Here is a 13,251-nt window from a genome sequence, read left to right on the forward strand (position 1 = left end):
CACACTGGAGCATGTGAGCCAAGCGTGTGAGCATGCAGATACTATGAACTTGCAACAGCGGTCGAAACTAGGTACTAGCACCTGAGCTCAAGGTTTCGGTCATTCTGCGGCGGTATCCGCACCGCAGCTGTTCGTCGGGCTGCACCAAGCGAAGCGTGCCCATCGGTCCATCTGTTGGGCACGGCGCGACCGGGGCCGTCGGCTTGATCGCCGGCTCGGCAGTACGCGCCTTTACCCAACCTACCCAACTTGATCCGCCGATTTCCACAAATTATTTCATCTGTGGAAATCTGCGCAATCTGCGGATAAATAAAGATGTTGTTGCAAGGGCCTTATCGAGAGACCGGCTCGCTTTTCTCATACTCAATCCGACCTGGGCGATTCCGCGGCTGCAATAAGCGGCCGCGCCATGATGACGGCATCTTCACGATCTGCCGCCAGCGGATAGTATCCGCGGCGTCCTCCCACCTTGCAAAAACCCTCTTGGGAGTAAAGGCCAAGGGCCGCACGATTGGAGGCACGCACCTCCAGGAAGGCGGTATCGGCGTTGCGGGAACGGCCGCTGGCGAGCAAACGCCGCAGAATCCTGCGCCCAAGCCCTTGCCGCCGCGCCTGGGGATGAACGCACATATTCAGGATGTGGCACTCACCGGCAGCCACCGACATGACCCCGTAGCCGACGATCTCTCCGGACGCCATCAACACCCAACAACAATAGCCGACCCGCAGGCAATCGCGGAAGATACCCTCGGTCCAAGGATGGGGATAGGCCGCGGTCTCCACGCCCATGACCGCCGGGATGTCCTCGCCGCGCATGGGACGCATGGCGAAATCCAGGGGCTGCGGACATTGATCCGAGCGCGGGCGATCGGGAGGCATTTTCCGTGCTGAAACCAGGTGCGACGAGGAGGAAGAGGCGTGAGCCGATCTTGACGCGCTGCAATTTAAGTCACACGGAGACAGACCGCAAAGGACTTACATGTTAGCGTTGTTCTGGGCATCCGGGCCTGGTGGGGACTCTGACGGAACCGTAGGAGACAGCTCCCCGCGGTGGCTTACACCTCTCGGTGGCTTACACCGCTCGTTTAGCTCATAATGAGAGCTTGATATTCTTGACTATCGGTCCTGCTGTGATGTGCCATTTGCGTCTTACCGCCTGCCTGTTCGTACTTCCAGCCCTGCTCCTCGGTGCCTGCACTTCGGTTTCCCGACTTCACGAAGCGCCGGGCATGGAGGATACTTCGGCCAGCAGTCACTATCCTACCCTTGCCCCCCTGGCGCGCCAGGTCATACCGGCAGTGGTCAGCATCTCGGTGGAGTCCCGGGTTCCCCGTGAGGAACACCCCTTCCTCCGCAATCCGAGATTCTACCGTTTTTTGAAGGCGTTCGGCCTGCCGCTCCCCAAGCACGTGAGCACTGGCCGTCACCATCGGAGCGTGGGTTCCGGGTTTGTCATCGATGCGGGTCGTGGTTATGTGCTCACCAACCGCCATGTCATCGAAAACGCGCGTGCCATCACGGTTACCTTCAAGGATGGGCGTAACTACCGCGCACGGCTGGTGGGCAGCGACATCCAGGCGGACATCGCGGTATTGCGCATCTCGCAGGTACCCTCCGGGCTCGAGGCCCTCCGATTTGGCGACTCGAACGATCTGGAGGTGGGAGATTTCGTGCTCGCCGTCGGCAATCCCTTCGGCATCGGTCAGACGGTTACATCCGGAATCGTGAGCGCCATGGGGCGCCATGGGGTCGGCGGCAACGACAGCAGCGGTCTCATCCAGACCGATGCCTCCATCAACCCTGGCAACTCGGGCGGACCGCTGGTGGATTTGGGGGGGCAAGTCGTGGGCATCAGCACGTCCCTGCTCGGTCCCGGCGGAGGCAATGTGGGCATCGGCTTCGCAACTCCAGCCAACCGGGTACGGGTCGCCATGGATAAGATACTGTAAGACCGCTGAAAAATAGCTTCCCGGCCCTGCGTTCCCTATCCTGGCCTACCGCGAGTAGCCGCAGTGGACCGAGGTTCTGATCTTGCCCATCATCTGCAACAGGGCTAACCTTGCCGAGAAATACAACCATCCGCATGGTTTTTTCGCTTGAAGCTCCAAACAACATTCCAGCACAGGGGACCGCTATGCAGCTCAAGGTTCTAGCCTTCGTTCTCGCCGGGGGCGAGGGTACGCGACTTTACCCATTGACCCGGGAACGCGCCAAACCGGCGGTCCCGTTCGGCGGCAAGTACCGCATCGTCGATTTCGTGCTCAGTAACCTGGTCAATTCCGGGATCCTTTCCATCTATGTGCTGATCCAGTTCCGTAGTCAGTCCCTGCTGCAGCACCTGAGCGACGGCTGGCAGTTTGGAGGCATCCTGAAGAGCGAGTTCCTGGTTCCGGTGCCGGCCCAGATGCGCACTGAGGGCAAGGAGTGGTATCGAGGGACCGCCGATGCCATTCATCAGAACCTCAACCTTATCGAGCAATCGAGACCCGATATCGTCGTCGTATTCGGCGCGGATCACATCTATCGCATGAACATCCGCGCGATGATCGAGTATCACGAGCAGAAACGCGCCCATGTTACGGTTGCGGCGTTGCCTACGGATAAAAAGTTCGCCAAAGACTTCGGCGTGATCGAGGCGACCAGCAGCGGGCGTATCATCGGTTTTCATGAGAAGCAGGCCGATGCCCCGACCATGCCCGGGGATCCGGATCGAGTCTACGCCTCCATGGGAAACTACGTCTTCAGCACCGAGATGCTGCTAAAGATGATCGAGGAGGACCAGCACGATCCCGACAGCTCACACGACTTCGGCAAGGATATCCTGCCCAAGGCCGTCGATCGGGCCGAGCTCTTTGCCTATAACTTCAACACCAACCCGATACCCGGAGAGGACCCCGACAAGGCCCCCTACTGGCGGGACGTGGGTACCCTCGACGCCTTTTATGAGGCCAACATGGATATCCGCGCCATCTCCCCGGAGCTCAACCTATTCAATCGGCAGTGGCCGCTGCGCACCGCCAGCTATCCCGATCCGCCAGCCAAGTTCGCATTCGACGAGGAAGATCGCCGGGGACAGGCCATCGATTCGGTCATTTCCGGCGGCTGTATCATCTCGGGGGGGCAGATAAGAGATTCCGTGCTGGGTCGAAACGTCTATGTGCATGCCAGAGCCGAGATCGACGCCTGTGTCATATTCGATAATTGCGACATCGGCCGCAATGCCAAGCTGCGCCACTGTATTCTGCAAAAAAACGTGCGCATTCCCGAGGGCTCGATGATCGGCTTCGATCTCGAGGAAGACAAAAAACGCTACCATGTGACCGAAAGCGGCATCGTCGTCGTCGACGGCAAACGTACTCCGATGCAGCTATCGACCATCATAGTCTAGAAGCGCCGGTCTGATTTACGACTGTTCTACTGCGGAACCGAGGAGGCCGTCGGATTTCCCGCTCGATCTCGTCAAATCGATCCACTGCGCGCCTCATCGAGCGGGAAATCTTACCCTTTACTCCTTGATCTTTCGCTACGAACGCAAGCCGGACAGGCCCTTAAATCCTGGCCACCACCTTGAGGAGGGTTCAATGACCACCGGGAAAACCACCAACATCGAAGAGCTGACAAAACTGGCAATTGATTTTGTGACGACGAAAAAGGGCCTGTGGGACCATGCGGCCTGGACGGATTTCATGTCCAGCCTGCAAGCGAAGGGGTTCGATCTGTCCGGAGAGATGCAGACGAATCTGGGCAACCTGCTGGAAGCGATGAGGCAGTTTTACACAGCGGCAGCGGCAACCGAGCGCGTGGAGAAGGCCGTGAAGACCGTCGTCAGCGACAGTGTAACCTTCGTGAAACGACATCAGGGAGTATGGGGCCATGCCGAATGGGAAGATTTCGTGAAGACGGTGGAACGCAACACGCTCAGCCTGTCCGAGGGGACAATGGCCTATCTGGGTGGAATCCTGGAATCGATCAAGGTCTTCTACGCATTATCCCCGGTAGGCAGGGTTCAAAAACGCCTGTCGGCCGCCCCTGCTGAGACGCCACCCGCCCCCGCACCCACATCGGCCGCCGCAGAAAAAACGGAAACGAAACCCGCCGCCGCCAAACCGCCGGAGGGGGCAAAGGTAACATCAAAGGCGCCGCCCAAGCGAGACGATCTGACGGCAATCGATGGTATCGGACCGACCTTGGCAAAGAAGCTGAACGCAGCGGGTATCTCCAGCTATGCGCAGCTCGCGGTCCTTTCGGATGACGACATCGAACGCCTGGAAAAGGACATCATCCGCTTTTCGGGACGCATTAAGCGCGACGACTGGGTGGGTCAGGCGAGAACGCTCTCCCGGGGTCGGTAACCGCGTTCCCCATATCCCTTCCGATAACAATCATGCGGGGCGAGCAACCCAGATAAATCTTACGGAAACCATAGTCTTAGCGGGATCTGTCTGCCTGTCGCAATCTGTGAAAATCTGCGTAACCTGCGGATAGAAAGGACGCGGTTATCAAGCGTTCCCGATGTCCACGGGGAGGAAGATGAGCGGCAGCAGACGACGCCCATTTGTCTGCCGACGCGAGCGAGTCCGCGGCTGCCTGGAAGCGACCGGATCCTTTTTCCCATACTCAATCGGACCTGGGCTGTCCCGCAGCCGGCGGCCGGCCCCGGCGATGCGGTTCGTTTCACTCTGTCATAACATCCTTCTCCGGTCCCGGAGAAGCCAACGCTATGAATGCCATCCCCGAAGAATTCATTACTAAGACCGCCCAGCTCTCGGACCAGGTTGCCAAGCCCCTTCCCGCCTCGCGCAAGATCTACGGGGAGGGCTCGCGCCCCGACATCCGCGTGCCCATGCGCGAGGTGACCCTGGGCCCTACCCGCACCAATCAGGGGATCGAAGACAACCCGCCGATTTACATCTATGATACCTCCGGCCCCTACACGGACCCCGACGTCCGCATCGACCTGTCTGTCGGCCTGCCCGAGGTACGCACCGCCTGGATCGAGGAACGGGGAGATACCGAACCCCTGGCAGGTCCCGGCTCCGAGTTCGGCCGCCGGCGCCGGGAAGATCCCAGCTTCGCTCACTTGGGCTTCGAGCCCATCCGCGCCCCGCGCCGGGCCAAGGCGGGCGCCAACGTCTCCCAGCTGCACTATGCGCGACGGGGCGTGATTACCCCGGAGATGGAGTACGTCGCCATCCGCGAAAATATGCAGCTCGACCGGTTGCGGTCCGATCCGCGCTACGCGAAGCTCCTGCGCCAACACCGCGGTCAACCCTGGGGTGCCGACCTGCCCCAGCGGATCACCCCCGAATTCGTCCGTTCGGAAGTGGCCGCCGGCCGCGCCATCATCCCCGCAAACATCAACCACCCGGAGCTGGAGCCCATGATCATCGGGTGCAACTTCCGGGTGAAGATCAACACCAACATCGGCAACTCGGCCATAACCTCGTCCATCGCTGAAGAGGTGGAAAAGATGGTCTGGTCCGCCCGTTGGGGCGGTGACACCCTCATGGACCTGTCCACCGGCCGGAACATCCACGAGACCCGGGAGTGGATCCTGCGCAACGCCCCGGTACCCATCGGCACCGTGCCCCTCTATCAGGCCCTGGAGAAGGTCGACGGCAGACCCGAGGAGCTGACCTGGGAACTGTTTCGCGACACCCTCATCGAGCAGGCGGAGCAGGGCGTGGATTACTTCACCATCCACGCCGGCGTGCGGCTGCGCCACGTGCCCCTGACCGCGGAGCGGATCACCGGCATCGTCTCCCGCGGCGGCTCCATCATGGCCAAGTGGTGCCTCGCCCACCACCAGGAGAGCTTTCTCTATACCCATTTCGAAGACATCTGCGAGATCATGCAAACCTACGACGTCGCCTTCAGTCTCGGCGACGGCCTACGCCCCGGCTCCATCGCGGACGCCAACGACCGGGCCCAGTTCGCAGAGTTGGAGACCCTCGGCGAGCTGACCAAGATTGCCTGGGGGCATGAGGTACAGGTCATGATCGAGGGTCCAGGTCACATCCCCCTGCACATGATCAAAGAGAACATAGACAAGGAGCTCGAGGATTGCTTCGAGGCCCCCTTCTATACTCTCGGCCCCCTCGTTACCGATATCGCCCCCGCCTACGACCACATCACCTCCGGCATCGGGGCGGCCAACATCGGCTGGTACGGCACCGCTATGCTCTGCTACGTCACCCCTAAAGAACACCTGGGCCTACCCGACCGGGAGGATGTGCGTGACGGCATCATCACCTATAAGATCGCCGCCCACAGCGCCGACCTGGCCAAGGGCCTCCCCGGTGCCCAGATACGAGACAACGCCCTTTCGAAGGCACGTTTCGAGTTCCGTTGGGAGGACCAGTTCAACCTGTCCCTCGACCCGGAACGTGCCCGCGAGTACCACGACCGGACCATGCCCCACCAGGCGCACAAGGTCGCCCACTTTTGCTCCATGTGCGGCCCTCACTTCTGCTCCATGAAGATCACCCAAGAGGTGCGCGACTTTGCCGCGTCCCACCGGATCGAGGACGTAAAGACCGCCGTAGAGGAGGGAATGAAAGCGAAATCCGCCGAGTTCCTGGAAGCGGGTGGAGAGATCTATCGGGAGATTTGAAAGCTAGAGGGTGTTCTCGATTAACTATCTGATCCTGGATATCTCGAACCACGGATCGACACGGATTAACACGGATTGGTCTCCATCCGTGTCGATCCGTGTTCATCCGTGGTTTTCTCTCGTTCCCACGCGCCGCGTGGGAACGGGAAGCTCCGCGCCGCGGAGTGTCTCGGAGACGCTACCCTATTGTCGAACCGCAAGCCCGCGTAGGGCGGGAAAGCACAGCGCATCCCGCTAAAAGCCTTCCGGCGGGTTGCGACCGTCCCTGGTCTTACCCGCCCTACGAGCTATATGCAAAATATTCAGCTCAAGCGGTCCGCACAGCGGACCCTACCCTAACCGCTTGACTGACTGTAGGGTCCGCTGTGCGGACCTTCTAAATGTCAACACGCCCTAGAAAACGACTGGTAAAGCCTTCAGCCCGTGCCCGAGAAAACTGTCCTCCCATTCCACGGCATCCGTCGCCAGGGATAATCCAGGTAGGCGGCGTACCAGTGTGCCCACCACAAGCTTAGCCACCAGTTGGGACAAGTTCTTGCCGATACAGGTATGGATGCCGTAACCGAAGGAAAGGTGGGGATTGGGCCGGCGTCTGATATCGAATTTGTCGGGCTCAGGAAATCGGGCCGGATCTCTATTCGCCGCCCCGATGAGGCAAACCACTCTTTCGTCTCGACGAATTTTTGTATCTGCCAACTCGACATCGCAAAGTGCCGTGCGCGAGACCCCTTGGACAGGGCTGTCATAGCGCAGAACCTCGGAAATAGCCGTTTCGATTAACGAGGGGTCTGCCACGAGGAGCCGCAGCTGCGCCGGATGTCTGAGCAGGGTCAGCACACCGATGCCGATCAGATTTACGGTCGAGGAATGCCCGACGGTAAACATCATGATGCAATTTGCCAACAGTTCTTCCTCGCTCAACTGCCCCGCTTCCTCAATCAACATGCCGATCAGGTTGTCCGCCGGCTCGGAACCGGCGCGGCATTCGGCGATCCGGTTGCGGAAGAATTCGGCCAGGCCCGCAATCACCAGCATACCTCGCTCATGCGTGATCGGTGTGATGTCCAGATCCGCCACCAGGGACATGTTTTCCGTCCACTGTTTGAAATTGCGATGCCAATTCTGTTGTGGAATTCCCAGAATTTCACGACAGTTCAAATCGAGCATGAGCGGGTAAGCGAGATCGCCTATGACATCCAGCTTTCCCCGCTCCACGGCTTGATCGATATAGCTGTCAACCTGCGCTTGAATAGACGCCTGCAATGCATTAATTCGGGATTGGGTGAAGGCCCTAAGTAACAGGCGGCGGATCCTGGTGTGATCGGGTGGGTTTGTCAGCACCAACCATAACCCCATCAGGTTATTGCTTTCACGCCGTATCGATAAGAGACGGTTGACTGGTCTATCGTTTGTGCCGGTTACCGAGGGTGTCCGTCTCGACTCCGAGCGACCGAAATCGGGGCTTTTCAGAACTTCTACAACATCCGCGTAGCGCGTCAGTATCCAATCCTCTTGTTCGGCCCGATAGTATATCGGCCGGTGAGTCCGAAGATACCGATAGATGGGATAAGGGTCGGCGCGAAATTCCGGTGAGCGCGGATTAAATCGCGCCGCTAATGTATCATTCATTTTTTCTCGGCGACGATATCGATGAGAGGGAACGAATGACACCAGGCGACTGGTGATTTCAGCGCCTCATTGACCAGACCGCGCAGATAACTCAGCTGACCCGGAGGCTCGCGGTCCCCGTAGACACGATCCAGATTCCGTTTCCACAAGGCAATCGTCCGCAGTGATTCGAAGCGCCGGTTGCGCATAACTTTTATTTGCCAGCCCGCTTTCTCCATATCGCAAATCAGCTCGGACACCGTGCACAGCATGATGGAACCGCCATAGGTCGCTCGTTCTCCCCTATACCCGTCAGCCGCGCAGCTCTCCGATAAGATCAAACGAGGCGCATTGGCACGCAGTCGGCGCAGATGTTCGAATTTGTTACGGACATGGGAAATCATTTCGAGACTGAAGATCAGATCATATTCGCCGGGAATTGCCTCCGTATCTCGATCCAGGTCATGCCGGAGCACTTTCAAGCCCAGACCCCGGCAATAATCCGCTTGTGCCGTGCTGCATGTGACCCCGGTTACCCTGCAATCGCGCTCTGCGATCAACATCTTACCGGGACCTCCCCAGCCACAACCCACATCTAAAATGCGCGAGCCCGGAACAATATAAGGATAAAAATTCTTAACCGTTTGTCTTAGGCCGGTTTCCAAATCCTCGGAACCGCGGAAATAGCCGAAATGGTAATGTAATGCGTCGCCAATAATCCGTTTCCATTCATCGATCGATACCAGGGAATAAAATCCATCCAAATCGAACGGTTCCTCGGGGCCGACGGTCATTGTTCACTTTTTACCGTCAACCACCGATGTTGGTACCAAAGATAGGCTTTGGCTTCAAGCGCCTGTTGCGGTTGCCACACAACTTTAATATGACTCAACTCACGATTAAAAATGGTAAAGTGGTCCTTCGGCTTCAAGAGAGAATCTGCAATCAGGTGACCGGGCCAAGGCGCCTCGGCATTCACAGGGCTGGTATGGCCGGGCCAGTCCAATAGTGCCGCTCGTTTTCGGGGTTCGCAGAGACCTTTCGCGACTAAATAATCCAGGAAAGCACCCCAGTGATATCCAGGTGGGTGTTGTCCCCGGACAATACATTCGAACCCGATTTTTGAATGGATTTCTCGGCCTATATCCAGACAAACCGTAATCAGATCGGAGAAGGCAAACAGTTGCGCCATCAATGCCTTTAATTCGTTGGTCTCCCCCCGCCAACCAAGCCGCTGAAGGTAGGAAATCAGCGAGTCGGGTTGTAAACGTTTGACGTTGACTCGCAAACTCCGCGAGTTCCTGGATAACATAACGCCGATGTTGCCGATAAAGGCATCATCGGGACAATGCACAAAACAAGGATACAGGTTGCCTTTGCACACCTGCCAATCTGAACCAAGCAAGCGATCCAGAGACGGCTCCGTAATCTTACCGTAGGTCTCGGCGGATGGAGAGACTTTCTGCGGTAAACCAATGAAAACGGAGGGTATAGGGTGGGGGCGCGAATCCTTATTATCATACTCCATCCAGATTTCCGGTATACCGCCATGCAGCGGGGATGAAGGCTCGGACCATTCAGTGAGAAAATCGTGCCAATGCATCCCTTCCGATCGGGCGTCCCTGTTGTCGGTGGAAGCGATTGTCAAGATTCTATTTCGCAACAGAGCCAACTCGCTGTCGGTCGGATGTAGGCATTGATGAAGGTCTACTTGCGGTTTGTCGGAACCAAGCCGACATTCAAAACCACCCTGGAGGACGGGCGTTAGCCGAGTCGCCAAGGCCCTTAGACCTGAGATTTGATCCTTGTTAATGAGCGCTTGACCAAGACAGGGTAATAGGAGGTCAAGCTGTTCTTTCAGGTTTGGATATGTATACTCGGTACACACGGATTTTCTGCCGTGCTGAACACGCCCCACCGATAGCAATGCTATATAAGTTAAGCGTCACCAGCGCCGTTTGTGATTGGTTGATCCCTGTTTTCGTTCGCCCTCTCCCCAACCCCTCTCCCGCCGGGAGAGAGGCTTTGGGGCTTAACTTAATGGCATTGCCACCGATAGATCGCAGCACAAGGTTCCGTAAGAGTAATCCGTCGATTTGTAGAGGAATCTGTGGAGATAACGAAATCCGGAAAATGTGACAAAGTAGAATCAGAAAGTAACCGGTAGAGATTTCAATCCGTGAGTCCGATAGGATTCTTCCCATTCCAGAGTCTCTGTTTTCAGTGCAATTCGTGGCAGGCGACGAATCAATGTCTCAAGCCCGATCTGTGCGGCGGAACGCGTGAGTTGTGCCCCCATGCAATAACGCATCCCATAACCAAAGGTAAGGTACTTATTGGGCTTCCGATAGATATCGAACCTGTCCGGCTCAGGAAATTGGTCGGGGTCACGGTTCGCGGCGCCGATCAGAAAGACGATTTTCTGCCCTTTTTTAAACGTCTTGCCACGAAATTCAATGTCATCGAGGGCCCTTCTTATCATATATTGTCCTGGACAATCGTAGCGCAAACACTCGTCCGTCGCCGCGCCAATCAAAGCTGGCTCCGCCTGCAACAGCTGTAATTGATCAGGATGACGGAGTAGCGCAAACATCCCGTTACCGATGACGTGTTGCGGGGCCCCATGGCCGGTGAAGAACAAAAATATGCTATTGGCCAACAACTCGTCTTCACTCAGATGCCCCTGAGCGTGCGCCCGGATCATACCCTTGAGCAAGTTATCCTCTGGTTCAATCCGGCTTTGCAGCCGAGCAATCAGGCTACGGAAGTAGCGGGCGAGCTTCAAAAACGCAAAGAGACCACGTTCATCAGTCGTTGGCGGGCTATCCAGATCGATTGAGGTTGAAAGCTCATAGGCCAGGGGCCTGAGCTGTTTACGATCTTCTACAGGGATCCCTAATAGCTCGCAAATCGCTTCTGACATCAAAGGGGAAGAAAAATCATGGATAATATCCAATTCGCCGGATGCCAACGCACGATCAAGCAGACGCTCGGCTTGTTGTTGAATCCAGGACTGAAGCACGGCGATCTTATTACGAGAAAAGAACGGCCGTAATACCTCGCGCAGCCGCGTGTGGACAGGCGGGTGGGTGACAATGATCCAATGACGCCTTAAGTGCTCGCTTTCTTGCCGAAGCCGCAGAAAGGCTTCCGGGAGCATACCCGCCTGGACTTGCACTCGAGGTCGATTTTCAACTATCTCCCGCGCTGTGTCTGTGTCATTCCGAGGATCAATACGGTCATCGTTGAGAAGCGCGATCATGTCGGCATAGCGCGTTAAAAGCCAATCCTGCTTCGCTTGCCGATAGTGGATGGGATCCTGGATACGGAGCCGATGATAGACCGGGTAGGGATTGGCGCGGAAGGCCGAGTTCCTGGGATTGAATTGCATTGTTTCCTGATTACTTTATTCCGAATGCATTCCGCATAAGAACCAAATAATGACACTAGAAGGGTATATCAGTCGGTAAGTACCGATAAATCTTCTATAATTGCATCACACAATTGAGGGAGCGCATCCAACCTATCGCTGCAAATCACACGTCGCGTCGGTACCTCCATTGCTACCCGACTTAAGCCGGCAAACTCCCGCGCTTGTTTGTCGGAAGCTAACTGTAGATGGTCGGTTGCGATTGTTCGATGCGTCATCAATGCCACGGTGGCCATGGCCGGGCGCATGTGTTCGATTGCTGGTGCCGACAATCCGATTTTCCGTTCTCCCAAGACGTATAGCGCCCCCAACGCCAAGGGTTGGCGGTGAAACCGCCACGCGGTTCCATCGCTGCTATCGGTCAAATCCACAAAACGCTTCTTCGAGAAACTGAAAACCTGTGCCAAACCCTTCTCCGAACCATACAGGGCCTGAATGGCCTCCGGCCACAACCGCAGTCGCGGATAACCGGGTAATACCTGCCATTCTCGATCGCAATGGTTAAGCGCGACCCGGTCGTCAGAGAGAACGGCGTACCCCCGCCTCGCGAGAGCCGCCGCCAGTGTTGATTTACCCGCGCCCGAACTACCTAAAACCGCAATGGCGAATCCACCGATCGCTACCGCACAGGCATGGAGGCAAAGAACGCCCCGTAATCGAAGAACAAAGCCCAAAACCGGCCCTAACAAGAGGGCCATTACTTCTTCGATAACCGAAAGCGTCCAAGTGGCCGATACTTGAGTGCCCTCGGAATCGATTGTAAAATCAAGTCGCCCGTCACCGCAAAACCACATGTGAAAATAGGTGCCATCTGCTTTGGATAACACCCTCATACCAGACGAAAGTTGCCTAACGTCCGCCGATGGTGGTTGGATTTCCCCCTCCAGCATTAACTCCACCTGAGTATCAGGGGATACATCGGCACCGGTAGGGGGCAGGCCGGGTAACGGCCAATTTGACCGCAGTGTTAACCCGTAAACAGTATAATAGTATCCGCTATCCATTCATTAGCGAGCTTCAGCCCCCTACGGACAAACCCTGCGGTTTTCGTTTTCGAGATCAGGCTCCAGGGGTGAGCGGTTCTCAAGCATTGCGATCGACCCCTCTAACTTGCCTGGAACGAAAGGTACATCGGTCCTTCCTCCCAGGAAGAAAAGGGCCAGGAAGAAAAAGCTTCACTCCCATATATCAAGCACTCCCCCGCTTCCTTCCTCCATAAAGGCCCACGTTTTTAATCACGACACATAGGCAGCGGGGGCAGGAGCGCCATCGTGGGCAGCCTCCCTAAACAGGGTCTCCGTCAATTCGCTGACCTGACCAAGTTTCCGTAGTCGAGGCGGACAATACGGACGTTTACTTGTAGCATCGATCGCTTTGGACACCGTCGGTTGGGTTGCATCTTTCTCAGACATGGTCATCTTCCCTCGATTAAGGTCTCGATAAGCTTGGATTGGGAGAAGAGTAAGAAGCTGTTTGGTTAAAACGGACCCTAGTACGTAGTTTCGCTCGATATTGCTAGTCCACGTACTGGAGCGTGTGAACCAAGCGTGTGAGCCAGCAGGTACTATGAACTTGCAACATCGGTCGAAACTAGGTACTA

General features: G+C 56.7%; 10 protein-coding genes. 4 read left to right on the forward strand and 6 right to left on the reverse strand.

All coding sequences use genetic code 11. The features are described 5' to 3' along the window. Positions 1 to 363: 363 nt before the first annotated feature. Positions 364 to 879 carry a ribosomal protein S18-alanine N-acetyltransferase gene (gene rimI / locus BQ17_RS17690; protein WP_176722503.1) on the reverse strand — a complete coding sequence of 172 codons (516 nt, stop codon included), beginning with the start codon at positions 877 to 879 and terminating at the stop codon, positions 364 to 366. A gap of 350 nt (positions 880 to 1,229) precedes the next feature. Between rimI and BQ17_RS17695 the strand changes: the two genes are divergently transcribed. The 4 genes from BQ17_RS17695 (at position 1,230) to thiC (ending at position 6,613) form a co-directional block, all read left to right on the forward strand. After that, a complete protein-coding gene (locus BQ17_RS17695) occupies positions 1,230 to 1,949 on the forward strand; it encodes a trypsin-like peptidase domain-containing protein (protein WP_256091668.1) in 720 nt (239 codons plus the stop codon). Positions 1,950 to 2,134: 185 nt separating this feature from the next. Then, positions 2,135 to 3,388 (forward strand): glucose-1-phosphate adenylyltransferase, encoded by a 1,254-nt coding sequence (gene glgC, locus BQ17_RS17700; protein WP_089729362.1) that lies wholly within the window; start codon positions 2,135 to 2,137, stop codon positions 3,386 to 3,388. Positions 3,389 to 3,581: 193 nt separating this feature from the next. Beyond that, positions 3,582 to 4,352 carry a helix-hairpin-helix domain-containing protein gene (locus tag BQ17_RS17705; protein ID WP_089729363.1) on the forward strand — a complete coding sequence of 257 codons (771 nt, stop codon included), beginning with the start codon at positions 3,582 to 3,584 and terminating at the stop codon, positions 4,350 to 4,352. A 368-nt stretch (positions 4,353 to 4,720) separates the two neighbouring features. After that, positions 4,721 to 6,613 carry a phosphomethylpyrimidine synthase ThiC gene (gene thiC / locus BQ17_RS17710; RefSeq protein WP_089729365.1) on the forward strand — a complete coding sequence of 631 codons (1,893 nt, stop codon included), beginning with the start codon at positions 4,721 to 4,723 and terminating at the stop codon, positions 6,611 to 6,613. Positions 6,614 to 7,006: 393 nt separating this feature from the next. Here thiC and BQ17_RS17715 read toward each other — a convergent pair whose 3' ends face one another. The 5 genes from BQ17_RS17715 to BQ17_RS17735 all read right to left on the reverse strand — a co-directional run bounded on the left by BQ17_RS17715 (position 7,007) and on the right by BQ17_RS17735 (position 12,655). Further along, a complete protein-coding gene (locus BQ17_RS17715; RefSeq protein ID WP_089729367.1) occupies positions 7,007 to 8,242 on the reverse strand; it encodes a cytochrome P450 in 1,236 nt (411 codons plus the stop codon). Next, positions 8,239 to 9,015 (reverse strand): SAM-dependent methyltransferase, encoded by a 777-nt coding sequence (locus BQ17_RS17720; RefSeq protein ID WP_089729369.1) that lies wholly within the window; start codon positions 9,013 to 9,015, stop codon positions 8,239 to 8,241. Before BQ17_RS17720 ends, BQ17_RS17715 begins: the two co-directional genes overlap by 4 nt. Further along, positions 9,012 to 9,824: a hypothetical protein gene (locus BQ17_RS17725; protein WP_218068340.1), complete on the reverse strand. Its 813-nt coding sequence runs from the start codon at positions 9,822 to 9,824 to the stop codon at positions 9,012 to 9,014. The genes BQ17_RS17720 and BQ17_RS17725 overlap by 4 nt, the downstream gene beginning before the upstream one ends. A 546-nt stretch (positions 9,825 to 10,370) precedes the next feature. Continuing rightward, on the reverse strand, positions 10,371 to 11,612 hold the full coding sequence (locus BQ17_RS17730) for a cytochrome P450 (RefSeq protein ID WP_089729371.1): 1,242 nt from the start codon (positions 11,610 to 11,612) through the stop codon (positions 10,371 to 10,373). A gap of 68 nt (positions 11,613 to 11,680) precedes the next feature. Beyond that, the gene (locus BQ17_RS17735) at positions 11,681 to 12,655 is read right to left on the reverse strand and encodes a serine/threonine protein kinase (RefSeq protein WP_089729373.1); all 975 of its coding nucleotides are present in this window, start codon (positions 12,653 to 12,655) and stop codon (positions 11,681 to 11,683) included. Between the last annotated feature and the right edge of the window lie 596 nt (positions 12,656 to 13,251).

The organism is Candidatus Thiosymbion oneisti (genome assembly GCF_900092655.1).
GTDB lineage: Bacteria > Pseudomonadota > Gammaproteobacteria > Chromatiales > Chromatiaceae > Thiosymbion > Thiosymbion oneisti.

Bases quoted from the DNA above. Each gene is read 5' to 3' on its own strand.
- rimI (WP_176722503.1), bottom strand. From the start codon at position 879: ATGCCTCCCGATCGCCCGCGCTCGGATCAATGTCCGCAGCCCCTGGAT.
- BQ17_RS17695 (WP_256091668.1), top strand. From the start codon at position 1,230: ATGGAGGATACTTCGGCCAGCAGTCACTATCCTACCCTTGCCCCCCTG.
- glgC (WP_089729362.1), top strand. From the start codon at position 2,135: ATGCAGCTCAAGGTTCTAGCCTTCGTTCTCGCCGGGGGCGAGGGTACG.
- BQ17_RS17705 (WP_089729363.1), top strand. From the start codon at position 3,582: ATGACCACCGGGAAAACCACCAACATCGAAGAGCTGACAAAACTGGCA.
- thiC (WP_089729365.1), top strand. From the start codon at position 4,721: ATGAATGCCATCCCCGAAGAATTCATTACTAAGACCGCCCAGCTCTCG.
- BQ17_RS17715 (WP_089729367.1), bottom strand. From the start codon at position 8,242: ATGAATGATACATTAGCGGCGCGATTTAATCCGCGCTCACCGGAATTT.
- BQ17_RS17720 (WP_089729369.1), bottom strand. From the start codon at position 9,015: ATGACCGTCGGCCCCGAGGAACCGTTCGATTTGGATGGATTTTATTCC.
- BQ17_RS17725 (WP_218068340.1), bottom strand. From the start codon at position 9,824: ATGCATTGGCACGATTTTCTCACTGAATGGTCCGAGCCTTCATCCCCG.
- BQ17_RS17730 (WP_089729371.1), bottom strand. From the start codon at position 11,612: ATGCAATTCAATCCCAGGAACTCGGCCTTCCGCGCCAATCCCTACCCG.
- BQ17_RS17735 (WP_089729373.1), bottom strand. From the start codon at position 12,655: ATGGATAGCGGATACTATTATACTGTTTACGGGTTAACACTGCGGTCA.